At 66.2% G+C, this 22,925-nt stretch carries 24 protein-coding genes, 1 pseudogene and 1 CRISPR repeat array (1 of these 26 only partly in view); of the genes and pseudogenes, 15 read left to right on the top strand and 10 right to left on the bottom strand.

Annotated features, from left to right (window positions below):
- Positions 1–752: direct repeats of the CRISPR family, unit length 28 nt; unit sequence GGCTCCCCCGCGTGCGCGGGGATCGACC (it extends 8,674 nt beyond the left edge of the window).
- 139 nt (positions 753–891) lie between these two features.
- A complete protein-coding gene (locus VLY81_RS14460; protein ID WP_405001311.1) occupies positions 892–1,437 on the bottom strand; it encodes an exonuclease domain-containing protein in 546 nt (181 codons plus the stop codon).
- On the opposite strand from VLY81_RS14460, the gene VLY81_RS02070 reads away from it, so the two are divergent.
- From VLY81_RS02070 to VLY81_RS02045, 6 genes are all read left to right on the top strand, one after another.
- Entirely contained in the window at positions 1,363–1,512 is a 150-nt protein-coding gene (locus VLY81_RS02070; RefSeq protein WP_324669372.1) for a hypothetical protein, read from the top strand. The genes VLY81_RS14460 and VLY81_RS02070 overlap by 75 nt on opposite strands.
- A gap of 141 nt (positions 1,513–1,653) precedes the next feature.
- Positions 1,654–4,326 (top strand): CRISPR-associated helicase Cas3', encoded by a 2,673-nt coding sequence (gene cas3 / locus VLY81_RS02065; protein WP_324669371.1) that lies wholly within the window; start codon positions 1,654–1,656, stop codon positions 4,324–4,326.
- Positions 4,283–5,854 carry a type I-E CRISPR-associated protein Cse1/CasA gene (casA, locus tag VLY81_RS02060; RefSeq protein WP_324669370.1) on the top strand — a complete coding sequence of 524 codons (1,572 nt, stop codon included), beginning with the start codon at positions 4,283–4,285 and terminating at the stop codon, positions 5,852–5,854. The genes cas3 and casA overlap by 44 nt, the downstream gene beginning before the upstream one ends.
- Positions 5,832–6,356 (top strand): type I-E CRISPR-associated protein Cse2/CasB, encoded by a 525-nt coding sequence (gene casB, locus VLY81_RS02055; RefSeq protein WP_324669369.1) that lies wholly within the window; start codon positions 5,832–5,834, stop codon positions 6,354–6,356. Before casA ends, casB begins: the two co-directional genes overlap by 23 nt.
- A 5-nt stretch (positions 6,357–6,361) precedes the next feature.
- Positions 6,362–7,537 carry a type I-E CRISPR-associated protein Cas7/Cse4/CasC gene (gene cas7e / locus VLY81_RS02050; protein ID WP_324669368.1) on the top strand — a complete coding sequence of 392 codons (1,176 nt, stop codon included), beginning with the start codon at positions 6,362–6,364 and terminating at the stop codon, positions 7,535–7,537.
- Complete coding sequence (locus VLY81_RS02045) at positions 7,534–7,686, top strand: type I-E CRISPR-associated protein Cas5/CasD (RefSeq protein ID WP_324669367.1); 153 nt, start codon at positions 7,534–7,536, stop codon at positions 7,684–7,686. Before cas7e ends, VLY81_RS02045 begins: the two co-directional genes overlap by 4 nt.
- 155 nt (positions 7,687–7,841) lie before the next feature.
- On the opposite strand, the gene VLY81_RS02040 is transcribed toward VLY81_RS02045, so the two are convergent.
- Both VLY81_RS02040 and VLY81_RS02035 read right to left on the bottom strand, forming a co-directional pair.
- Positions 7,842–8,171 (bottom strand): transposase, encoded by a 330-nt coding sequence (locus tag VLY81_RS02040; RefSeq protein WP_324669366.1) that lies wholly within the window; start codon positions 8,169–8,171, stop codon positions 7,842–7,844.
- Positions 8,165–9,391 carry a transposase gene (locus VLY81_RS02035; RefSeq protein ID WP_324669365.1) on the bottom strand — a complete coding sequence of 409 codons (1,227 nt, stop codon included), beginning with the start codon at positions 9,389–9,391 and terminating at the stop codon, positions 8,165–8,167. The genes VLY81_RS02040 and VLY81_RS02035 overlap by 7 nt, the downstream gene beginning before the upstream one ends.
- Positions 9,392–9,507: 116 nt before the next feature.
- On the opposite strand from VLY81_RS02035, the gene cas5e reads away from it, so the two are divergent.
- From cas5e to VLY81_RS02005, 6 genes are all read left to right on the top strand, one after another.
- On the top strand, positions 9,508–10,224 hold the full coding sequence (gene cas5e / locus VLY81_RS02030; protein ID WP_324669364.1) for a type I-E CRISPR-associated protein Cas5/CasD: 717 nt from the start codon (positions 9,508–9,510) through the stop codon (positions 10,222–10,224).
- Positions 10,221–10,952 carry a type I-E CRISPR-associated protein Cas6/Cse3/CasE gene (locus VLY81_RS02025; protein WP_324669363.1) on the top strand — a complete coding sequence of 244 codons (732 nt, stop codon included), beginning with the start codon at positions 10,221–10,223 and terminating at the stop codon, positions 10,950–10,952. The genes cas5e and VLY81_RS02025 overlap by 4 nt, the downstream gene beginning before the upstream one ends.
- Positions 10,949–11,845 carry a type I-E CRISPR-associated endonuclease Cas1e gene (cas1e, locus tag VLY81_RS02020; protein WP_324669362.1) on the top strand — a complete coding sequence of 299 codons (897 nt, stop codon included), beginning with the start codon at positions 10,949–10,951 and terminating at the stop codon, positions 11,843–11,845. The genes VLY81_RS02025 and cas1e overlap by 4 nt, the downstream gene beginning before the upstream one ends.
- Positions 11,817–12,128 carry a type I-E CRISPR-associated endoribonuclease Cas2e gene (gene cas2e, locus VLY81_RS02015; RefSeq protein WP_324669361.1) on the top strand — a complete coding sequence of 104 codons (312 nt, stop codon included), beginning with the start codon at positions 11,817–11,819 and terminating at the stop codon, positions 12,126–12,128. Before cas1e ends, cas2e begins: the two co-directional genes overlap by 29 nt.
- A 276-nt stretch (positions 12,129–12,404) precedes the next feature.
- Positions 12,405–14,006, top strand: a complete 1,602-nt coding sequence (locus tag VLY81_RS02010) for an IS1634 family transposase (protein WP_324669360.1) — start codon at positions 12,405–12,407, stop codon at positions 14,004–14,006.
- Between the two features lie 275 nt (positions 14,007–14,281).
- Complete coding sequence (locus tag VLY81_RS02005) at positions 14,282–14,587, top strand: DDE-type integrase/transposase/recombinase (RefSeq protein WP_324669359.1); 306 nt, start codon at positions 14,282–14,284, stop codon at positions 14,585–14,587.
- A gap of 363 nt (positions 14,588–14,950) precedes the next feature.
- Here the strand turns inward: VLY81_RS02005 and arsN2 are convergent, their stop codons facing one another.
- From arsN2 to VLY81_RS01970, 7 genes are all read right to left on the bottom strand, one after another.
- Positions 14,951–16,240 (bottom strand): arsenic resistance N-acetyltransferase ArsN2, encoded by a 1,290-nt coding sequence (gene arsN2 / locus VLY81_RS02000; RefSeq protein WP_324669358.1) that lies wholly within the window; start codon positions 16,238–16,240, stop codon positions 14,951–14,953.
- A 105-nt stretch (positions 16,241–16,345) separates the two neighbouring features.
- Positions 16,346–16,759 carry an ArsR/SmtB family transcription factor gene (locus VLY81_RS01995; RefSeq protein WP_324669357.1) on the bottom strand — a complete coding sequence of 138 codons (414 nt, stop codon included), beginning with the start codon at positions 16,757–16,759 and terminating at the stop codon, positions 16,346–16,348.
- A gap of 49 nt (positions 16,760–16,808) precedes the next feature.
- Positions 16,809–16,937, bottom strand: a complete 129-nt coding sequence (locus tag VLY81_RS01990) for a hypothetical protein (RefSeq protein WP_324669356.1) — start codon at positions 16,935–16,937, stop codon at positions 16,809–16,811.
- 82 nt (positions 16,938–17,019) lie between these two features.
- Complete coding sequence (locus VLY81_RS01985) at positions 17,020–17,361, bottom strand: VOC family protein (RefSeq protein WP_324669355.1); 342 nt, start codon at positions 17,359–17,361, stop codon at positions 17,020–17,022.
- Positions 17,362–17,664: 303 nt separating this feature from the next.
- Positions 17,665–19,185, bottom strand: coding sequence for a GH39 family glycosyl hydrolase (locus VLY81_RS01980; protein WP_324669354.1), 1,521 nt, complete (start codon positions 19,183–19,185; stop codon positions 17,665–17,667).
- 16 nt (positions 19,186–19,201) lie between these two features.
- Positions 19,202–20,116 carry a carbohydrate ABC transporter permease gene (locus tag VLY81_RS01975; RefSeq protein ID WP_324669353.1) on the bottom strand — a complete coding sequence of 305 codons (915 nt, stop codon included), beginning with the start codon at positions 20,114–20,116 and terminating at the stop codon, positions 19,202–19,204.
- Positions 20,113–20,997 carry a carbohydrate ABC transporter permease gene (locus VLY81_RS01970; protein WP_324669352.1) on the bottom strand — a complete coding sequence of 295 codons (885 nt, stop codon included), beginning with the start codon at positions 20,995–20,997 and terminating at the stop codon, positions 20,113–20,115. The genes VLY81_RS01975 and VLY81_RS01970 overlap by 4 nt, the downstream gene beginning before the upstream one ends.
- Before the next feature lie 293 nt (positions 20,998–21,290).
- On the opposite strand from VLY81_RS01970, the gene VLY81_RS01965 reads away from it, so the two are divergent.
- The 3 genes and pseudogenes from VLY81_RS01965 (at position 21,291) to VLY81_RS01955 (ending at position 22,841) form a co-directional block, all read left to right on the top strand.
- Positions 21,291–21,599, top strand: coding sequence for a transposase (locus VLY81_RS01965; RefSeq protein WP_324669351.1), 309 nt, complete (start codon positions 21,291–21,293; stop codon positions 21,597–21,599).
- A gap of 50 nt (positions 21,600–21,649) precedes the next feature.
- Positions 21,650–22,384: pseudogene (locus VLY81_RS14455) on the top strand (transposase); the annotation flags it as partial.
- Positions 22,308–22,841, top strand: coding sequence for a transposase (locus VLY81_RS01955; RefSeq protein WP_405001310.1), 534 nt, complete (start codon positions 22,308–22,310; stop codon positions 22,839–22,841). The pseudogene VLY81_RS14455 and the gene VLY81_RS01955, both read left to right, overlap by 77 nt.
- Positions 22,842–22,925 lie beyond the last annotated feature (84 nt).

The raw sequence follows: 22,925 nt of genomic DNA, 5'->3' as shown, positions 1-22,925 counted from the left end.
CGCGTGCGCGGGGATCGACCATCCGCCCCGACACCGTCCTGGCGCTGCTGCAAGGCTACCCCGCGTGCGCGGGGATCGACCCCCGGCCGCCCGTGTGCCCGACCCGCCGCGAGCGGCTCCCCCGCGTGCGCGGGGATCGACCCGCGCCGAGCGTCGGCACCGATGGGTGGCGGCGGGCTCCCCCGCGTGCGCGGGGATCGACCCGCGGCGTCTGGGACAGATACCAGCCGATCGCCGGCTCCCCCGCGTGCGCGGGGATCGACCCCTGGCCGACGGCCCCGGCGCCACGGTGACGTTGGCTCCCCCGCGTGCGCGGGGATCGACCCCCTTGATGAGCCGTCTGTGGTGCATTACATTCGGCTCCCCCGCGTGCGCGGGGATCGACCCTCGACCCGGCCGCGAAAGCGACAGCGGTGAGTGGCTCCCCCGCGTGCGCGGGGATCGACCGTCCTCCCAGCCGTACACGTCGCCGTGGAGTTCGGCTCCCCCGCGTGCGCGGGGATCGACCCGCGCGAGAGAACGCGCGGGCGCGGGTAGATATGGCTCCCCCGCGTGCGCGGGGATCGACCGCTGCCTCATCGGATCTCCGGCGTCCTGTTTCGGGCTCCCCCGCGTGCGCGGGGATCGACCCCCATTCCCACACGTTGCCATTCAGGTCGAAGAGGCTCCCCCGCGTGCGCGGGGATCGACCGTGGCCGTTGCGCTCGGCAGGGCTGCCATCGGGGGCTCCCCCGCGTGCGCGGGGATCGACCCTGCGTGGTGGAGCCGTCGCCGACTCCCAGTACGGCTCCCCCGCGTGCGCTTTCACTCCACTCCAGAGCCAACCCCTGCCTGCCATGACAGAAGAGGCAGGAATGGCCTGGCTAGATGTCGAACCATGACTTGAGCCGATTAGGATATCGCCCAGTCAGACGCTTCGGGACCGACCCGAAGCAACGGCTGATCTACGTGGGGGTGTGAGGCGCCCAGCATGTCATAGTGGTTGAGGAGCTCGTACAAATACGTGTTACCGTTCGCACTGGGGCGTTCGAGCAGAGCGAGCAAGGCCCGGCAGTCAGCTTGCGCCCGGTGTCGGACATCGGAGCGGATGGCGTGTGCCTCGAGCAGGGCCTGCAAGCTCCGAGACTTGAATCCATGCCCGCGCCAATCGATACCTTCCAGGGAGCACAGCCATCTTCGGCTGGCGAGGTCGGGGTAGAGCTGCAAGACGAACCGTCGGTCGAAGGCTGCGTGATGGGAGACCAGGAACTCAGCTCTTTGGAGCAAGGCTCTGACTCTTTGATGATCCAGCGTTTGTCCGCGGACATGCTCCTCGCTCATTCCATGTACGCGAGTGGCCGCGGCTGGGATGGGTCGTGACGGTTGTCGCTGGCCGACGTATTCGTCGACGACCGCGAGGATTCGAGCGGAGCTACGTTCATAAGCGAAGAGGAGAATGCCGAGCTCGATGACCTCGTCCCGATCGGGCTGCAAGCCCGTTGTCTCGACGTCAACGATCGCTCCTACCCCTGATGAGTCAAGGGTCGCGCTACCGAGATGGGGTGTCCGGCGCATCGGGTCTCCCTTCATCCATGTGTCGTTAAGTGCTGGTTCCCCTTGAGCGTCCTTCCATCCTTCAGGGTATCGGCGTCGGGAAGGGAAGCATGACGCGACATGCTCCGCACCGGGAGCGCAGAGGCATGCATCTTCTGGGGCAAGTTCCGCCCCGAGGACTCCCGCTGCTTGCCACTTGTGGCCCACTGCCTCGACGTCGCCGTCGTGTTTAGAGCGCTGTGCGAGCTCGATGGGATCAGGCGCTCGCTGCAATGCGCCGCGGGGGCGCCCGTCACAGGTCAACAGATGGACCGGCTCGCAGTGCTGGCCATGCTTCATGACATCGGCAAGGCCAACCTCGGCTTCCAATTGAAGGTCTATGGCAGCAAGATGCCAAGGGCCGGCCATATCCGAGAACTGGCACCCTTGCTCGATCCGTATGCCCTGGATGAGCAACTCCACATGGCCTTTCTCGAGGCGCTGCCACCCGGTATGCACACCTGGTTCGACGACGACCAGGTGGCATACAGCTACTTCGTCGCCGCCTTCTCGCACCATGGTACGCCCCTCCAGTTCAAGGGCGAACGCAGCGCTGCCTATTGGGATGCACGCGACCGATGGTGGCGGCGCGATGGCATGTGGGACCCGATGGCTGCCATCGCTGAGATCTCGAAGTGGGCTCAGATTGCGTTCCCCGGCGCGTTCGAGCCGAGCGGACCGACGTTGCCTTCAGAACCCAGGTTCCATCACCGTTTCGCCGGCCTTCTCATGCTGGCAGACTGGCTCGGGTCTCACCCGGCGTGGTTCCCGGTCGAGAAGGTCGATGCGGGACGACGTCTGCACCATGCCCGGCAGGTGGCGCCAAGGCTCCTGCGAGCCGTAGGGTTGGACGTGAGCGACCTCCGCCAAGTCCTGTCGCGAGCGCCCCATCACTTCCACCAACGGTTCGGATTTGCTCCACGGCCCCTGCAAGAGGCTATCGACGCCCTTGACCCCGAGTTGCCCGACGCACGCCTCGTCATCGCCGAATCGGAGACTGGCTCGGGCAAGACCGAGGCAGCGTTGAATTGGTGGTTCAAGCTCTTCCGTGCCGGCAAAGTCGACGGGCTATTCTTTGCGCTCCCCACCCGAGTGGCGGCGCGCGAGATCTACGGGCGTGTCTGGCGCGTCATGCGACGGTGGTTCCCCGATTCGTCCACCCGCCCGGTTACACTCCTCGCCGTGCCCGGTTATGTCCAGGTAGATGGCCTCTCTCCCGAGCAGACACTCCCCGCGGAGGAATCGGCCAATATCTGGCAGGACGATGAGGTGCTCCTGAAGCAGCAGCGCCAGTGGGCGGGCGAGCGTCCCAAGCGCTTCCTCGCCGCAACAGTGGCCGTCGGCACCATCGACCAGGCGCTGCTGTCCGCGGTCCAGACAGCCCATGCTCACTTACGCTCCGTGTGCCTCGACCGAAGTCTGCTGGTGGTGGACGAGGTCCATGCCTCCGACGTGTACATGTCGCGGTTGCTCGAACGACTGCTCGAGCACCACCTGCGTGTCGGTGGCTACGCCATGCTGCTGTCGGCCACGCTCGGCGCGCGAGCGCGGTATCGCTATGTCTCGATAGCCGGCAACCAACCTCCCCTAGCGGAAGCCCGGGTCACCGAACAGGCACCCTATCCGGCGATTACGCTGGCAGATGGGGTCCCAAGAGCCGTTCAGGTGACATCCAGGGGGGAGAAGCGTGTTCGATTCGAGCTGATGCCCGTGGCCTTCACGCCCGAGGCCGTCGTCGAAGGCGTTGCAGAAGCGCTGGCCGGCAGAGCCCGGATCGTGGTCGTGATGAATACGGTGGACCGGGCCAACGCGCTTCTGCGTGCATTCGAACGATGCGACCGCGTTGACCCGGCCTGGTTGTTCACCTGTGCTGGGGTGGTCTGTCCCCATCATGGCCGCTTCGCGCCGGAGGACCGCTCTCTCCTCGACGGTCGCGTGAGCGAACTGCTGGGGCCTGGCTCTGCGGGAGGGCCTCTTCTCCTCGTCGGGACCCAGACGCTGGAGCAGAGCCTGGACATCGACGCCGACTTGATGATCTCAGACCTGGCCCCAGCCGACGTGCTCCTGCAGCGCGTGGGCCGTCTGCACCGGCACAACAAGGAGCGGCCACCCGGCTACGGCCCTCCCGCCCGGTGCATCGTCCTGGTACCGGCGGGAGACCTGACCCAAGCACTCGATGACCAAGGCCGCGTGGTCGATAGCTACAAACGCCTCGGTTACGGAAGCGTCTACGAGGACGTGAGGACACTCGAGCTGACTCGCCGGGTCTTGGAGGAGCACCCTGAGGTCAGCATCCCTCGTGACAACCGCCGACTTGTCGAAGCCGTGACACACCCTCAGCACCTGGCGGGCTTGCAGGGAAGTCGGTGGCAACGTCATGCCGAGCACGTCGAGGGAGGTGACCTGGCCCGAGCCGTCGCAGCAGGGCATGTGGCCGCCATCTTCGACAAGTACTTCGGCACCTTCGAGTTCAATGAGTCTGGGGGCAGCGTGAGCGTCCGGCTCGGTGTGCGCAACCTCCAACTTCCGCTGGACCGTCCTGTCATCAGCCCGTTCGGCCAGACGCTACAAGAGATGGTCATCCCCGGCCACATGAGTCCCGTGGAACCGGTGGACCACATCGCGGTCGAGCAGCAGGGCGACGGCGTCGCCATCCTTCGCTGCGGCGCCCGCCGATACCGTTACAGCCGGTTTGGATTGGAGGAGCTCCGTGAACCTGCTCACGGACCCGCTGCTGCGGACGGAGACCTCTGAGGGGTTCCGTCGCCTGAGCCTGCCCGAGTTGATGGCTGCCCTGGGACGGGATCAGGTAGAGCACCTGCCAGGGCTTCAACGGCACCAGGAGGATGCTTTTCACGTATTCCTGTGCTATCTTGCCGGGGCCGTGTTGGCTCGTCGTGGCGATACGGACGTGATCCATGACGCCCAGTACTGGCGAGACGGGCTCAGGGGCCTGGCGGGGGAAGCGGGTGATGACGCGTGGACCCTGGTCGTCCCGGACCTCTCTCGGCCCGCTTTCATGCAGCCACCCCTGCCCCCAGAGGATCACGACCGACTCCGACCTATCGCTGACACGCCCGATGCCCTCGACCTTCTACCTACAGCCAAGAATCACGACTTGAAGCAGACCCGGGCAGTCCGGGCCGACCCCGACGCGTGGGTCTACGCTCTGGTCAGCCTCCAGACCATGAGCGGGTTTTACGGCGTGGGCAACCGGGGGATATCCCGCATGAACGGGGGCTTTGGCAACCGGCCCGTCGTCGAGATCGTGCGGAGCTTCCGTCCTGGTGTCAGGTGGCGCGATGCCGTGTCGCGCCTGCTCGACCATCGCCGGGAAGTCCTTGGATCTGCCTATGGCTACGATCCCAGAGGGATCGTCCTGGTCTGGACCGAGCCGTGGGACGGCAAGACGGCCTTGCCCCTGACGCTGCTGGACCCCTTCTATGTCGAGGTTTGCCGCAGGGTCCGGCTCAAGGGGGATGGTCGACCCACTCACGCTGAAGCCGTCGCCTCAGTGGCTGACCGCATCGCAGCCAGCGAACTCCGTGGGGCCGTGGGAGACGCGTGGTTGCCCATCGACCTGCGCGAGTCGAGCAGCCGAGGAGACGGCGGGATCAAGGCGCTCACTGTGGGCCCGAGGGGTTGGGACGCCGACCTCATCCGACGGCTGATCTTCGCAGATGAGCTCAAGCTGACTCCCTTGCAACGGCCGGACGCCCGATGGCAGGGAGATGTTTGGCTGTCTGCGTCCGTCCTGGTACGCGGCCAGGGCACCACAGATGGATTCCACGAGCGGCGGGTTGCCATCCCGGCAGCGGCCCGACTCCGTGTCTTTGGCCCTCCAGAGCGACGTCAACCATTGGCGGAGTTGAGCAAGACGGGCGTCGAATACGCGGGCCGGATGCAAAACCGCGTACTCCGGCCAGCGGTGCTGACATACCTGGCCACGGCTACATCGGCGGCAGACCGAGAATCCTACGAGGCATGGTGGAGGGGGGTTGCAGGGAGGTTTCAGGCGCGATGGACGGATGCCTTCTTTACGTGGCTGTGGTCCGTACCTGAACCGTTCGACGAGCAGCTCGTCTCGAGGCAATGGGCCCTGCAGTTGCGAGACTTCGCACTGGAGATCCTCCGCGAGGCAGAGAGATTCTTGCCCACGCACATAGGGCGTCGTTTCCAGGCCCGAGTGGCGGCAGAGCGGCGCTTCTGGACAGGGCTGTACGCCAACGGCAATTTCCCGTTCTTGAGGGAGGAAGCACGTGAGGACGTTGGTGTCGCCTGAGGCGACGCTTCATCATCATATCGGGCAGATCGCTCGTGTGATCGCAAGCGAACGCTTTCCAACAGGGGAACGCGCGGCCCTTCGACGAATGCACCCTACCCAACTGCCGCCGGTCGTGTTCTATCGTTTCGCAGCGCTCTACCTTCCGGAATGGTGGGATCGCACGCCGCAGTCACGGCGGGACTGGATTACCTTGGTGGCAGGCATCGCGCTCATGAGCCCTGCCGCGCACAACCCCGACAAGGGCCTGGGACGGGCCCTGGCTGAGGCTCGGTATTCGGAGGCCCGGTTGGAGAGGCTCCTCACCGCCGAGGGAGATACGCGCCGGGTCTTGCTATTGCGAGCGGCGCGCTTTCTTGCAGCCAAGTCCAGCTCGTGTAACTGGGTGGATGCGGCCCTGCTCTTGCTCACCCAGGATCCCGAGAAGCGTGAAGCGGTCCAGGACAAGATCGCTCGAGACTTCTACTACCAGTTCACGACGCAAGACAGAAAGGCAGGATGAAGGGCGTGTTTCTGCAGATTCACTTTCTCACCAGTTACCATGCGAGCCTGCTCAATCGAGACGATGCGGGGTTGGCCAAGCGGATCATCTTTGGAGGTTACCCCCGGCTCCGCGTCTCGAGCCAGTGTCAGAAGCGCCATTGGCGCCAATGGATGATGGAGCACACCCGACTACCTGCGGGTATCCGGTCCCGGCACTTCTTCGCCAGGATCGTCAAAGGTCGTCTGATCGAGCAAGGGATGCAGGAGGACGTCGCCCATGCCTTGACGTTCCACCTGGCCCAGGGGGTCCTCAAGGCAGCAGGCGAGAAGGAAGCCGTGGACCGGGATCGCTTGGAGATGAAGCAGCCTGTCCTGTTTGGACAGCCGGAGGCGGACTACTTCGTCACCCTCATCCAGGAGGCGGCCCGTGAGGGTAGCGTGGAGAAGGCCAAGGCCTATCTCGATGCGAGAATCAAAGCGGAGAAGAACAACTTCAAGGCCCTTCTCGACCAGGCTGGCATCCGTAACCCCGTGGCCGGCTTCGAGGGCGCTTTGTTCGGGCGCTTCGTCACATCGGACGTGCTGGCTCGCGTTGACGCGCCCGTGCACGTAGGCCACGCCTTCACGACGCACGCCCTGGAGACCGAGGTGGACTTCTTCACGGCGGTCGATGACCTGGCGGCCGACGAGGAGACGGGGGCTGCTCATGCGGGCGACATGGAGATAGGTGCAGGCATCTTCTACGGGTACGTGGTCGTGGACATCCCCCTCTTGGTATCCAACCTGACCGGCTGCAGGCGTCACGAATGGCAGGCTCAGGACCGCGGGGACGCCCGAGCTCTCCTCGACTTGCTCATTCAGGCCATAGCCCAGGTGACGCCTGGGGCCAAGCTGGGCGCAACGGCTCCATACGCCCGCGCGGAGTGCGTGGTGCTCGAGGTGGGGACCACGCAGCCTCGAAGCCTCGCCAATGCCTTCCTGAAGCCCGTGAGCCTGGGACACCACGACGGCCATCCAATGGCCCAGTCCGTGGAAGCGATGGCCAAGTACCTCAACGCCCTCGAGTCCATGTACGGTGACTCCGAGGAGCGGCGTTTCGTCTCCTGCGCGCATCCCTGGCCGCGGGACCGCGAACCTGTGGTCCCCCTGCGTGAAGCGATCAGGCAAAGCCTCGACCACGCTCTGGGTGATGCGCCATGAGGGCGCTGGTCATGCGGTTCGACGCGCCACTGGTCAGTTTTGGCTCGGTGCTCGTCGACCAACATGGTTTCATCGATCTCTTCCCCGGGACGTCCATGCTCACGGGTCTCGTCGCCAATGCCCTAGGTGACTGCTCGGTTTCCTGTTGAATCGGGCCTTTGGTAGGGGGTTTGAAAGGTCAGGCATGCGGCCAGCGGGTTCGAGCTCGACCCAATCGCGGCCTTCGACGGGAGGGCGGAGCGCGTCGTGCTGCCTTTCCAACCCCCGGTTTCCCTTCTCTTTTCCTTGTCTTCCAGCTTCTTACTCATGCGGGGCCCACCACCCCCACGGGTGGCCCGGCGGCCATCACCTCCTTGATGTTGTGGTTGATGGCGGCCAGCAGGAGCTGGAAGCGCACCTTGATGCGACCCCAGTAGCGCGCCTTGCGGGCCCCGTGGGTCTTGAGCTGCCGCACGATGCGCTCGATGCGGGCCCGCAGCCGGTAGCGCTCCCGAAAGGCCGGGGTGCGCTGGTACGCCCGAGCCTGCCGCAGCTCGACCTCGTAGGGGTGGATCGTGACCTGACGGGCCGCCGCCGGCGTGCAGCGGGCCTTGAGGGGACAGGCCCCGCAGGCCTCGGCCGCAAAGCTCACCACGAACCCCTTGTGGTGCTGCAGTCGGCCCGGGTCGAAGCGGACCGTCTGCCTGCGGGGCAGGTGAGCGTGCCGGCGTCGGCGTCCAGGGCGAAGGCCTCCTTCGAGAGTACCCTCCCGGTTCGTCGCCGGGGCGCCTTGGCCACGATGAGGGTCCCCTTCTCGGCCTGGCGCCGGGCGCGCTCGACGTCGAAGTACGCCTGATCGCCCAGCACCTCCGCGGGGCGGTGGCCGTGCCGCTCCTGGTCGTCCAGCATCGCCTCCAGCCTCGCGTCGTCCGGTGCGTTGGCGGGCGTCACCGCGACGGCGGTGACCAGCCGGTGGCCCTCGCCGCCCGTCATCAGATGGGCTTTGTAGCCGTCTGCCCGGTTCGAGGCCGTCTTGTGGCCATGGCGCATCTCGGGGTCGACCACCGAGATGACCCGGTCCTTGGCCACCCCCTGCTTGAGGCGGACCGTCCCGTCCGGGTCCCGCTCGATGTCCTGGGTGGCCACCCGCTCCAGCAGGTCCACCATGGCCTTCAAGTCCTCGGGCACCTTCGCAAGCGCCCGCGCCGCCGCCACCAGGGCCAACGCGTCGTCGACCAGCGCCTGGAGCAGCTGTCGGCGGGCCTCGGCGTCGTCCCAGTCGATCCGGGGCTTGCCCGGCTGGTGGTAATCGGTGCGCTTCAGTACCGCCGAAAGCGGACCGTCCAGCTCGTGCATCCGGGCCACCGCCAGGACCCGCACGATACCCTTGCGGATGAGGGTGTAGGTGTCCTGCACGGCGGCCCCGCCGTGGATGAGAAAGGAATCGACGATCTGGGAGCGCTCCGGCGAAAACAGCCCCGCCTGCTTGGCCGAGGCCAGGGTCCTCTCCAGCATGGCCGCCGCGATGCCATGCTGCAAGAAGCGCCGGCGGTGGTCGCACAGCGTCACCGCATCGATGCCCTCAAAGTCCCGCCCCGCCAAAATCGCCAGCTTCACCCGGTCATCGAAGCGGGATTCCTGCTCCATCTCCCGGTCCGAGTAGCCCTTCTCCATCTGGATCAACAGCGCCAGAAACGTGTGGACCGGGCTCACCGAAGGCCTTCCGGTGCGGGCGTCAAACAGCGGAGCAAACATCGATTCGTCCAGGTTCTGCACCGCCCAGTCGTGGAGCCGCCACCAGTAGGAGTCCTTGGGGATGCGCTGTCGCCAGGTGACGTCGTCGAAGGTGGTCTGCCGGTTGCGCCGGCCCAGCACGCCGCTCCACTCCCTGCCCGGAGGTGGTTTCCAGCCGCATCGTACCACGAAAACGGGCGTGAACGCAAGAGCGGTGCAGCAATACAAAGCTACAGAAAGCTCATAGAGGTGTATCAATGGTTACTGTCCAAGAAAGCCCTCCGGCGTTCATCATCGACTTTCTATTCTTCAAACCCCATCAGCTCATACCCCGTGGGGTACGGTTTCCGAGCGGTCACCTAGGATGGAGCCATGGAGACTTCGAGCAGTTGGATGCGCTCCAACGTCGCTTGGAGTACGCGGCCCGTTGGGATGTGCTGCCACAACGGATGGTCGATTACCACACGGTCGACCTCGGCCAACCGAAGATGTCCCGACCGGGATGGACGCGTCGCGGCGTGGCCGAGCACAGGGCGGGCGGGCCATCGGCCAGGCTCGGCACACACGAGCGCTATCGTCACTACTGGGTTGACGGCCTCTTGACGGTGGTGTTGACGCTCCACGGTGACGCTGAGCCGACGCTCGAAAGGGTCGTAGAGGCCCTACGACACCCCGCCAGGCCCCTGTTCCTTGGACGCAAGGCCTGTCTCCCGGCGCGGCCCCTACTGGATCCGGTGACGCCGGTCGCTGACGGCGACGACCTTCTGTCAATCCTGCGCGGGATACCGGTCTGGGACCGAGCCGGGCTCCCGGTCAAAGCCGCCGACCGTCTACTGGCGTGTTGGCCAGCCAGCCTCGGGACGGCCGGCCGCGGCGAACTCCGGCGGGTCTTCGACCTGCGCGATTGGTCCAATCAAATCCCGGCGGGTAGCCGTTGGCGGGTCGAGGGCATCATCGAGGGGAAGGCACCGTGACCACGCTTTACATGCTGGAGTTGCGCATCGACCTGCCCCTTCTCCTGCGGTTCTTGCAGGGACAGGGACTGGACATTCGGGATGGCGACGAGGATCTCGGTTACGGCATCCATGCCTGGTTGGCCGCCACCTTCGGCCCGCTGGCACCCAAGCCGTGGCGCCTATTTGTAGGGCGCGGCAGGCCGCCACGGATCCTGGGATATGGTCGCGCTGATGCCGAGCAGTTGCGACGACGTCTGCGAGAGTTGGCCGAGCCTGCTTCTGCAGCCGTTTGTCCGGATCCGGAGACGATGATCGCCGGGAAGGCGATGCCTTCGTGGCGGCATGGGCGCCGGTTGGGCTTCGAGGTGCTATGTTGTCCCGTGGGGCGCAAGGCTGAGGGGGGCATTGAGAAGGACTTGTTCCTCATCCGCGCAGACTCGGCGCCCCCAGGAGCTCTGACTCGTGACAGGGTGTACTCCGATTGGGTCCGCGAGCGCCTGGAGCGACAGGGTGCCTGCACGGTGACCAGCATCCGCTTGGAGGGTTTCCGGCTGGTCAGGCAGACCCGCCGCGTGCAGGGGTCACGCCACGGCCGGGGGCAGAGGCATATAACCAGGCCCCAGGCCCTCCTGCGAGGTGAGCTGATGGTGGGAGACCCTGAAGCGTTTGCGAGCCTGTTGTGCAAAGGGATCGGTCGGCACAGGGCCTTCGGCTATGGCATGGTCCTCCTGAGGCCTCCGTCATGAGTTCGTCTTTCCTGTTTCCAGGACGCCTCGGCCTGGCAGGGTCGAGCATCCCCCATGCGGACCGCCACGGGCTTCTGTGGTTATCCCGAGGGAATCTGTACGTAGAGGATGGGACGCTCTGCTTTCGGGCGGCCGGTAGCGATGATCTGCCCCCAGGTGTCTACGCCATTCCGTATCAGGGCGTCTCCATGATTCTGATGGGCCCCGGGACAAGCGTCACCCACGACGTGTTGCGTATCCTAGCTCGTCACGGGACCCTCCTCGCGGCGGTCGGGGAGGGTGGGGTGAAGCTCTATACCGCACCGCCCATGGGGCAGGGCCGATCGGATGTGGCTAGGGCCCATGCCCGGCTCTGGGCAGACGAGGAGTCCCGCCTCCGGGTCGCACGCCGCATGTACGCGGTTCGCTTCGGTGAGGTCCTGCCCCATCGGGACATCAGCATCCTACGAGGGATGGAAGGGGCTCGGGTCCGGGAGACGTACCGCATCATCGCCAGGAAGTACGGCATCGAGTGGAAGGGCCGCCGGTATGACCGTGACAATCCGGAGGCCGCAGATATCCCCAACCAAGCCGTCAACCATGCGGCCACCTTCGTCGAGGCGGCGGCCGACATCGCCGTTGCAGCAGTCGGAGCACTCCCGCCCTTGGGCTTCATCCATGAAGAGTCGAGCAACGCCTTCACCCTGGACATCGCTGACCTGTGGCGGGCAGAGGTGACGTTGCCGCTGGCCTTCTCCGTGGCGGCGCGCGTTCTGCGCGATCCCGAGCTCCCCTTGGAGAGAGAAGTTCGATACGAGGCAGCCAAGTGGTTTCGGACCAAGCGAGTCATCCCCGCCATGATCGGGAAGATCAAGGAGCTACTCGATGTCGACGACGATCATCGTGACGCGTAACGTATCAGATCGCATCAGGGGGTTCCTGGCTTCCTCGATGCTGGAGCTTGCGCCTGGGGTCTATTGTGGCTTTCGCTTGTCGCCCGCCGTCCGAGAGCGCATCTGGGGCGTGCTGGAAGAGTGGTTTGCCGTGGAAGTCGACGCAAGCATCGCCATGTTGTGGCGGGAGCCAAGCGTACCTGGCGAGCAAGCCGTCAAGGTGCTGGGTAGCCCTCCTGTCGACCTGGTCGAGCATGACGGCATGATGCTGGCGCGTCGCCCCCCGCCAGGCGCAGGCGAATGAATCTCCCCGTACCGGCCGTTGCTGGGCGTCTCCACCAGCGGGCACTTCGCACGGCGCACCCGGTCCCCGTCGCCTCGGGCGCAGGAGGACCTGCAGCTCATGGAGCGCATCCGGGCTAACCGGAAGTTCAGGGGCTGGTAGCGGGCAGGACCCGCATAGCGGTGGGCATTCAAACCGGTTGAACGCGTGCCAATGTAGCCAAGAGTATGGCCCTAAGGTATTGCCTTGACAGTTGTCATGTGCTACCATTGAGCCATGAGGTGCGTATCCAGTGCCATGCACATCGAGACCATCCGCCGCCGGCAGGGCGACAAGGTCTACACCTACCACCTGCTGCGCCAGACCTACCGGGAAGGCGGCAAGGTGAAGCACCGGACCCTGGCCAACCTCTCCCACCTGCCGGAAGCCGTCCTGGAGCTGGTCCGGCGAGCCCTGCGGGGCGAGCCGGTGGCGCCGGTGCCGCAGACGGTAAAGATTCGCCAGTCCCGCCAGCACGGGGCCGTCGCCGCCGTCGTGGGCATGATCCGCCAGCTGGGCCTGGACCAGGTGCTCTACTCCCGCTCGGCCGACTGGGTGCGCTTGGCCCTGGCCGTCGTCGTCATGCGCATCCTGCGGCCCTCCTCCAAGCTGGGCGGGACTTTGTGGTGGACGACCACCACGTTGCCGCAGCTTCTGCGGTTGCCGCACGATGGCGAGGACGTCAACGACGTCTACCGGGCCATGGACGAGCTGCTGGCCCGTCAGGCCGCTATCGAGGCGAAGCTGGCGCGCCGGCACCTGACGGCCAACGCCCTCGTCTTGTACGACCTGACGAGCGTCTATCTGGAGGGCAAGACCTGCCCGTTGGCCCGCTTCGGGTACAACCGGGACAAGAAGCGGGCGAGAAGCAGTTCTGCGTGGGGCTGCTCACCAACGACGAGGGGTGTCCCGTGGCCGTGGAGGTGTTCCCGGCGACGTGGGGGATCCCGAGACGCTGCAGCCCAGATTGCCCGGGTCCGGGCTCGGTTCGGCATTGAGTACGTCGTGTTCGTCGGCGACCGGGGCATGATCGTCAAGGCCCGATTGAGCGATTTGGAGGCGGTGGGCTTCGGGTGGATCACGGCCCTACGGGCGCCGGAGATCCAGAAGCTGCGGGATGAAGGGTTCTTTCAGCCGGGCCTGTTCGACCGGCGGGACCTGGCGGAGATCGCCGACCCCGAGCGGCCCGGGGAGCGGCTGGTGGTCTGCTACAATCCGCTGGTGACCGAGGAGCGCCGGCAAAAGCGCGAGGCGCTGCTTTCGGCCACGGAGCGGGAGCTGGCCAAAATCGAAGCCCGGGTGCGCCGTCGCCGCCGCAAGCCCCTGACGGCCGACGAAATCGGGGTGGCCGTGGGCAAGGTCCTGGGCCGCTGGAAGGTGGCAAGCACTTCCAGCCTGGAGATCCGCGACGGCCACTTCGCCTTCCGGCGCAAGGAGGCCTCCATCGCCCGGGAGGCGGAGCTGGACGGGTTTTACGTGCTGCGCACCAACGTGCCGGCCGACCGGATGGAGCCGGCCAAGGTGCAGGCCACGTACAAATCGTTGCGGGCCCTGGAGCAAAACTTCCGCACGATGAAAAGCGCCCTGGACCTGCGTCCGGTCTACCACCGGCTGGAGGACCGGGTGCGGGCCCACGCCTTTTTGTGCATGCTGGCGTTGTATGTGCGCTGGCACATGGAGCGGGCGCTTGAGCCCCTGCTGGCGGAGGACCCCCGGCGGTCCTTCGAGGGGCTGATGATGCAGCTGGAGACGCTGCAGCGCCACACGGTCGAGGTGGCCGGTCAGGAAATCCAGATGCTCGGCGAGCCTGAGCCGCTGCACCAGCGGCTCTTCCAGTTGCTGGGGGTTCCCCTGGCGTAGCCAGAAGCCTGAACGCTTGAATCCCACTCCGTTGGCGTCATTGCCGTGATTTGAGGGATATCGGGGTTGCTGAACTTCCGGCTAACCACGCGGCCAGCCGGGGCACCTACGGAGCGCCACGGGTCTGGGCCGAGAGCTTCGGAGGAGCGACGGCATCCGCTGCTCCAGCAAACAAGTGGCCCGGCTGATGCACCAGCTGGGCCTGCAGGGGGCCATCGGCGCAAGACCCGGAGCATCACCTGCCGGGGCCCCGCCGGCCCATCGTCCCCAACCGGGTGCAGCGGGTCTTTGCCGCCGACGCTCCGGACCGGTGGTGGGTAGCCGATCTGACCCAGCACCCGACCGGGGAAGACTGGCTCCACCTGGCGACGGTCATCGATGCCTTCTCCCGCCGGGTGGTGGGCTGGGCCATGGGGGAGCGGCCGACGACCGAGCTGCCCACCGACGCCTTGAACATGGCCTTCTGGAACGGCCGGCCTGCCGGTGGGCTGGTGCATCACGCCGACCACGGTGCCCAGTACACAGACTGCCATCTTCGAGCACATCGAGGCCTTCTACAACCGCTGCCGGCGCCATTCTGAGCCCGGAGGCGTTCGAAAGCAGTGGCGCCTACACCACGAAGTGCCCGCTACGGCTGCCTACCCACCGGTTGTCCACAGAATCGGATCAACTCCATCACCGCATTTGCGGGAGAGCTACTTTAGCGCCGGCCGTAACACCCGCGAGCCGTCCCCGCCCACGCGGGGGTGGGCCAGGCCGCCTGCACGAGGACGGAGCTGCCCACGGGGTCGTCCCGGCCCATGGGCGGTCCGGGAACTCTCTCCCGCGCCGTGCTCAGCCTCGCCTCGTCGGGGTAGGCTCACATAGCGACCGGGGGGACTCGCATGATGCAGCCGTTCCCGGCCGTGGCGGCGAGTGCCCCCATCCTCCCCACCGGCCTTCCCTCAGTGCAGCTCCCGACGCATCACGACGGCCGTGTCGGGGCAGACGCGGGCGAACTCGGAGGAGGAGGTGACGGGGCCAACCACGGCCTGCCGCTCCACCTGTTCGAAGCCCAGCCGGGCGAAGTACTCCGAGGCCGTCGTCGTCAGCAGGTAAGCCTCGCTGGCGCCAAGGCGGCGTGCCCGCTCCAGTGCCGCGGCGACCAGACGCTGGCCGATGCCGGCACCCCGGAACGGAGGGCTGACCGCGACGGAGCGCAGCAGCGCCTGCAGGCCGTAGAGCTCAACGCCTGCGCAGCCCACGACGGTGGCGACGGTCTGCAAGCTCCCCTCGGCCGGGCCTCCCGGCGCCGGCATCCGGCGGCGGGCGACGACAAAGCCCTCGAGGTTTTCGGCGACGCCTTCCGTCGGAAGTCCCAACCTCTCGAGCAGATGCAGGATGGCAGGGAGGTCATCCCGGGACGCCGCCTCCACCGTGAGCCGGCCGTCGCCGAGGTCGGGGGAGCCGGGCTTGCGAGCCCGGACGAAGGCGCTGCCGACGGGTAGCGGCCCCTCGTCGCCCCCGCAGCACCCGCCGGCTTGCAGGGCGAGCACGGGTTGCACCTCGACATCGACGAACCCCGCCTCCCGGAGGAGGTGCACGTAGGTCTCCCGGTCCAGCGCGCCCGACACGCACTGGGACCACGCCCGCAGGTCACGCCGCGCCTCGGCGCTGAGGGGCTCCTGCGCCACGATGTCGTAGACCGCCAGGCGTCCCCCGGGCCTCAGCACCCGGAACGCCTCCCGAAGCACCGCCGCCTTGTCGACCGACAGGTTGATGACGCAGTTGGAGATGACCACGTCCACGCTGGCGTCGGGCAGCGGGACCGCCTCGATCCGTCCCTCGAGGAAGCCGACGTTGTCCAGGCCGCTGCGCCGGCGGTTCTCCTCGGCCAGCTCCAGCATCTCCCGGGTCATGTCCACGCCCCAGGCGTAGCCGCCAGGCCCGACGCGACGGGCTGACAGGAGGACATCGATGCCCCCACCCGAGCCGAGGTCCAGCACCGCCTCGCCGGGGTGCAGGTCGGCCAGGGCGACGGGGTTGCCGCAACCCGCCGACGCGGCCAGCGCCTCCGCGGGCACCAGCGTCCTCTCGTCGGGTGCGTAGTAGCCCGAGGCTCCCGTGCAGCATCCGCCGTCGGAAGAGCACCCGCAGCCTGACGACGTCCGCCCCTCGCTGGCCCGAGCCGCTCGCCGGGCCACCTCCGCGTAGTGCTCCCGCACCGCCTCGACGATCGCGTCCTGCTCCCGCATGCCTCTCACTCCTTCGCTCACAGATGCATCGACCTTCATCGATATGCCGGGCGAGCCAGTCCCCGCTCACACGGGCGCCGATGGGCGGCCCCCCTCACCCCCGTCCTACGGCATCAGCCGTCCGATGGCACGCCAGGCCTCCACCAGCCCCGGTGCCGCTGGCGCGTAGTAGACCCAAGGGCCACGGCGCTCGGCCGTCACGAGCCCCGCGTCTCGCAAGACCTTGAGGTGGTGGGAGATCGTCGGCTGCCCCCGGGGAAACTGCGCCACGATGTCACACACGCACAGGGGCTCCTGCTGAGCTTGCAGCAGCGCGAGGATGCCGAGCCTGGTCGGGTCGGCAAGGGCTCGGAAGATGCGCGCCCATCGTGCGAGTTCTGCCGGGGGCGTCCGAGCCGGTATGACGGGCGCGCAGCAGGGACGGGTGGACTGTCCCCGGCCCGGACCTCGGTGCAGATGGCTATCAGCTCTTGCCTCGTCGGTGCGCTGAAGCGCCACTCGGCTCCCCCCCCCCCGCATCCGTGGCTCCGTCGGTCGGGGACAGTATAGGCTGATATATCGATATCTGTCAATGCACTGTGGTGCGGTGGGCAGGCTCGCCAGCCCCAGCGCAGCGTCGGAAGTCCTGGACGATGACCGCCTCGTCGAAGAGCCACTTGAGCACGAGAAGGAGCAGCAGGGCCTCGGAAGCAATCACCAGAAGGGGCCGTGCCGCCTATGGCCAGCAAAGGCGGAATGCCGAACGCAAGGCCGCATGCCCCTGGCGCGGGAAGGGTGGATCACGGGTTCTGGATCAGGCCGATGAGGTTACCGTCCGGGTCCTTCACCAACGCGATCAGCTTACCGCCTCCGACATCGGTGATGTTCTGGTGCACTTCGGCCCCTGCGTCGACGAGCCGCGCGAGCGTCGCCTTGATGTCGGTCACGTCCCAGTAGGGGACCGGACCGGTCATGCCCTTCCCGTGGCCGTTGGGATCCAGACCTACTTCCTGGTCGCCGAGCCGAAAGCCGACGTAGTAGGGCTGGTCCGCGTACGGCGCGACGCCTAGGAGCTGGCCGAACACCTTCTTCGCGGCGGTCAAGTCCCTGACGGGATAGATGACGGTACAGACCCGTGGCATTGCATCCTCTCCGTCTCACCGGGATCGTCCATAGAGTGCGGAGGCCATGTCAAGGTTTGGCAGGTGACATCCGGAACGCGTCCCAGCGTTTACCAGGCAGAGATTACCATCCTCGTACGTTGGTCTGCTCTCGGTGACAAGCAAGACCCGAGCACCCTCTCCCCCTTCCTTCGGAAGCTGCCCGGGTGTAGGCGTACGCCCCCAATGGAACAAGACTCAGGCCCTGCCACCGACGACGCGCCCTCGTCTTCAGACTGACATCGCCCGGCATGCAGGGCCTGGCTCGCCCCGAGGACGCTCAGCTCAAGCCCTATCGGGCTCGAGGAGTATCAGCGTGGCGCTGGCGGGGCTCAGCTCGATGTGCAAGCTCAGCGGCTCTTGACCGGAGGCCGCGACTCCGCGCCGCAGCCTCACGAGTTCCAGCTCTCCCCGACGCTTCAGCTCGGCCAGTTGCCGACCATCGGGCCGGGGCGGGGCCCCCATCTCCTTCCATGCCGTATAGGCATTGCTGTGATGGCGATCGACCAGGTACTGACGTAACGTGAATCGCCTCCCGCCGGGCCGTTCCAGCTGGATGGCGATCTTCTCAGCCGACTCCCCCCTCGCCTGGGCCCCGGGAACCACGTAGTTCCACACGAGCACCTGGATCGCTCCAGTGTCCGACGAGGTCGTCACGAGCGCATCGACACCTGGCGACGCGCCCTCGACGGCCGTTTGTAGCTGCCGATCACCCAGCATGTGCAGCATCCGAAAGGCGTTGAACGAGGGCTTGCACACCCCATGGATGGTCACGAGGCCGAAGCCGCCGTGGAACTCCGCTTCGGGCCACCCGCCCTCTTCGAAGATGTCGGACAGCGTCCAGAAGCTGAACGAGTCCAAGTGGCCGGCCACGTCCTTGATGGTCCGGCAGATGAAGGCCGCCTGGTTGGAGTCGTCCAGCTCGGGATCGTGCAGGTGCGCCGTCGAGTTCCATTCCGTCACGTGAATCTCGACGTCGTGACCCAAGCGGTCCTTCGCAGCGAGCTCCCTGACGAAACGGGCATTGCGCCGCGCCATCTCGCGCCAGTAGGTCTCTCTCGTGAACGGCACATGCTCACCGTCGAGTACCTGTCCCGCATCGGTGGGGTACCCGTGGTAACTGACGAAATCCAGGGGAGCGCCCACCCGTCCAGTACAGGCGTTGTGCCCCTCCAGACAGTGCCGGATGAACGCGTCGACCCACGCCCCTGCTGCCGTAGCTGGCCCGCCTACCCGCATCCTCTCATCGACTCTCTTGACCGCATCAGCGGCCCAGTCGTACAGGCGCCAGTAGTCGTCCTGAGTCCCTGCCCAGAAGTACCGCAGATTGGGTTCGTTCCAGACCTCGAAGTACCACTGGCGCACCTCTTCCAGCCCGTACCGCTCGACCAGGTGCCGCACGAAGGCCTCGACGAGCGCGCCCCACTGGGGCCAGTCCCGGGGGGGTGTCACGTTGCCCTGGTAGTAGAAGCACGTCTGCGACCCAGACGCAAGCGCCGATGGCATGAAGCTCAGCTCGACGAAGGGGCGCAGCCCGATCGAGAGGAGGCGATCGTACACGGCGTCGACGGCCCGCCATCCGTAGACGGGCTTGCCGTCGATCAGCCGGTACACCCCCATCTCGTCATGGAAGATGCCGTGCGCCCGCACGTAGCGGAAGCCGAGCTCCTCTCGCCCCAACCGGTAGTGGTCGAGGACGGCCTCTCGCAACACCATGAACGGCCGCTCCGACCCGAACCCGAACTCCCAGAAGTGCGGGAACGGCCCGACGACCTCGTGGACGTCTACCACAATCCTTGCCGCCATCGAGCGCCCTCCACCTCTAGCCCTTCAGTCCTGTCATGGTGATGCCCTGGACGAAGTACTTCTGGGCCACGAAGAAGATGATCAGGATGGGGACCAACGCGATGAGGGAGACCGCCATCAGCAGGTTGATCTCCGTGGCCCCGTAGGCGTTCTGGAAGTACTTCAGTCCAATGGAGAGGGTGTACCTGGATTCGGAGTTGAGGTAGATCAGGGGATTGAAGAAGTCGTTCCAATGATAGACGATCGAGAACACCCCCACCGTGGTCAGTGCAGGCTTGGACAACGGCACGATGATTCGCCACAGGATGCCCCACGATCCGCAACCGTCTATCCGGGCAGCCTCGTCCAGCTCCATCGGTATCGTGCGAAAGAACTGGCGCAGCAAGAAGATGTTGAAGGCACCACCTCCCAGGTACGACGGCACGATGAGTGGTTTGAAGGTGTCCACCCAGCCGAGCCAGTTGAACAGCATGTACGTCGGCACGATGGTGACTTGCGGAGGGAGCATCATCGTGCTGACGACCACGCCGAAGAGCAATTCGCGCCCCGGCGCCCTGAACCGGGAGAACCCATAGGCCACCAAGGTGGCCGACAGCACCGTCCCCAGGGTCGCACCTGCCGTGATGATGACCGTATTGAGGATGTACCGATTGAACGGTACGGCAGTCCATCCCACGATGAAGTTGTCGAGCGTCACCGGAGACGGGATCCATACGGGAGGGATCTGAAAGGTCTGCCAGGGTTCCTTGAAGGCCGTCGACACCATCCACAGAAACGGCAGGGCGAAGGCGACACCCAGCACCGTCAGGGAGAGGTAGCCGGCTGCGGCCTTGAGGACCCGCCGCCTTCTCGCCGCCCCTTTGCGGGTACGGATCCGCCGCTCCGGTGCCAGGCCCCGGCGGCCATCGCCGACCTCAGCCACCGTCCTCACCTTCTCCCCTCCCCCGCGTAGAAGACCCAGCGGCGAGAGGTGGCCCAGATGACCGACGTGAGCGCCAGGATGACCACGAACAGCACCCATGCCAACGCCGATGCGTACCCCATCCGGCCGTATCGGAACGCGTTGTTGTACAGGTGCAGCAGGTAGACGTAGGTCGCATCGAGGGGGCCGCCTCCCGTGAGGACGTACGCTTGCATGAAGACCTGAAAGGCCCCGATGAGCCCGAGGACGAGATTGAAGAAGACCACCGGCGAGACCATCGGCAACGTGATCCGGGTGACTTTGGCCCACCAACCCGCTCCATCGATGTCGGCGCTCTCGTAGAGCTCCTGTGGGACATCCTGGAGTGCCGCAAGGAAGATGATCATGGGGGCGCCTACGTTCCAGAGATTCATCATGATGATGGCGGGCATGGCCCAGTTGGGGTCACCCAGCCACTGAGGTCCCTGGATGTCTACCCACGACAGCACGTAGTTGAGCAGCCCGAAGCTCGGATTGAAGATCCACCCCCACAGCAACACCACCGCCACACCGGACGTGACAGATGGAAGGTAGAAGATGGTTCGGAAGAGCGGCATGCCTCGGAGTTTCATGTTGAGCAAGGCGGCCAACCCGAACGCGATGGCGAGGCTGAGAGGGACACTGACGAACGCGTAGTACGCCGTGTTGGCCAGGGCCTTCCAGAAGAGCGGATCCTCCAGGAACATCTCGCGGAAATTGGCCAGACCGATGAATCGCCACTGTTGGAACAGCTCGGCGTCGGTGAAGGCCAGCACGAGCGAGTACAGCAGCGGCCCCAGCGTCAGGCCGAGGAAGCCGATCAGCCACGGGAGGACGTAGAGGTGAAACTCTACGGCCTCCCGCTGCTGCAATCGGCCCCTGGCCCGCCCCCGGCTCGGTTGAGCTCGCTGTGTGGGAAGCGAGGCCAGGTCAGACATCCTGCCTAGGTGACCGCTCGGAAACCGTACCCCACGGGGTATGAGCTGATGGGGTTTGAAGAATAGAAAGTCGATGATGAACGCCGGAGGGCTTTCTTGGACAGTAACCATTGATACACCTCTATGAGCTTTCTGTAGCTTTGTATTGCTGCACCGCTCTTGCGTTCACGCCCGTTTTCGTGGTACGATGCGGCTGGAAACCACCTCCGGGCAGGGAGTGGAGCGGCGTGCTGGGCCGGCGCAACCGGCAGACCACCTTCGACGACGTCACCTGGCGACAGCGCATCCCCAAGGACTCCTACTGGTGGCGGCTCCACGACTGGGCGGTGCAGAACCTGGACGAATCGATGTTTGCTCCGCTGTTTGACGCCCGCACCGGAAGGCCTTCGGTGAGCCCGGTCCGCACGTTTCTGGCGCTGTTGATCCAGATGGAGAAGGGCTACTCGGACCGGGAGATGGAGCAGGAATCCCGCTTCGATGACCGGGTGAAGCTGGCGATTTTGGCGGGCGGGACTTTGAGGGCATCGATGCGGTGACGCTGTGCGACCACCGCCGGCGCTTCTTGCAGCATGGCATCGCGGCGGCCATGCTGGAGAGGACCCTGGCCTCGGCCAAGCAGGCGGGGCTGTTTTCGCCGGAGCGCTCCCAGATCGTCGATTCCTTTCTCATCCACGGCGGGGCCGCCGTGCAGGACACCGACACCCTCATCCGCAAGGGTATCGTGCGGGTCCTGGCGGTGGCCCGGATGCACGAGCTGGACGGTCCGCTTTCGGCGGTACTGAAGCGCACCGATTACCACCAGCCGGGCAAGCCCCGGATCGACTGGGACGACGCCGAGGCCCGCCGACAGCTGCTCCAGGCGCTGGTCGACGACGCGTCGGCCCTGGTGGCGGCGGCGCGGGCGCTTGCGAAGGTGCCCGAGGACTTGAAGGCCATGGTGGACCTGCTGGAGCGGGTGGCCACCCAGGACATCGAGCGGGACCCGGACGGGACGGTCCGCCTCAAGCAGGGGGTGGCCAAGGACCGGGTCATCTCGGTGGTCGACCCCGAGATGCGCCATGGCCACAAGACGGCCTCGAACCGGGCAGACGGCTACAAAGCCCATCTGATGACGGGCGGCGAGGGCCACCGGCTGGTCACCGCCGTCGCGGTGACGCCCGCCAACGCACCGGACGACGCGAGGCTGGAGGCGATGCTGGACGACCAGGAGCGGCACGGCCACCGCCCCGCGGAGGTGCTGGGCGATCAGGCGTACTTCGACGTCGAGCGCGCCCGGCGCCAGGCCGAGAAGGGGACCCTCATCGTGGCCAAGGCGCCCCGGCGACGAACCGGGAGGGTACTTCTCGAAGGAGGCCTTCGCCCTGGACGCCGACGCCGGCACGCTCACCTGCCCCGCAGGGCAGAGCGTCCGCTTCGACCCGGGCCGACTGCAGCACCACAAGGGGTTCGTGGTGAGCTTTGCGGCCGAGGCCTGCGGGGCCTGTCCCCTCAAGGCCCGCTGCACGCCGGCGGCGGCCCGTCAGGTCACGATCCACCCCTACGAGGTCGAGCTGCGGCAGGCTCGGGCGTACCAGCGCACCCCGGCCTTTCGGGAGCGCTACCGGCTGCGGGCCCGCATCGAGCGCATCGTGCGGCAGCTCAAGACCCACGGGGCCCGCAAGGCGCGCTACTGGGGTCGCATCAAGGTGCGCTTCCAGCTCCTGCTGGCCGCCATCAACCACAACATCAAGGAGGTGATGGCCGCCGGGCCACCCGTGGGGGTGGTGGGCCCCGCATGAGTAAGAAGCTGGAAGACAAGGAAAAGAGAAGGGAAACCGGGGGTTGGAAAGGCAGCACGACGCGCTCCGCCCTCCCGTCGAAGG

The organism is Limnochorda sp. LNt, from assembly GCF_035593265.1.
GTDB classification, from domain to species: Bacteria; Bacillota; Limnochordia; order Limnochordales; family Geochordaceae; genus Geochorda; species Geochorda subterranea.
This window is presented reverse-complemented; position numbering and strand designations above follow the sequence as displayed.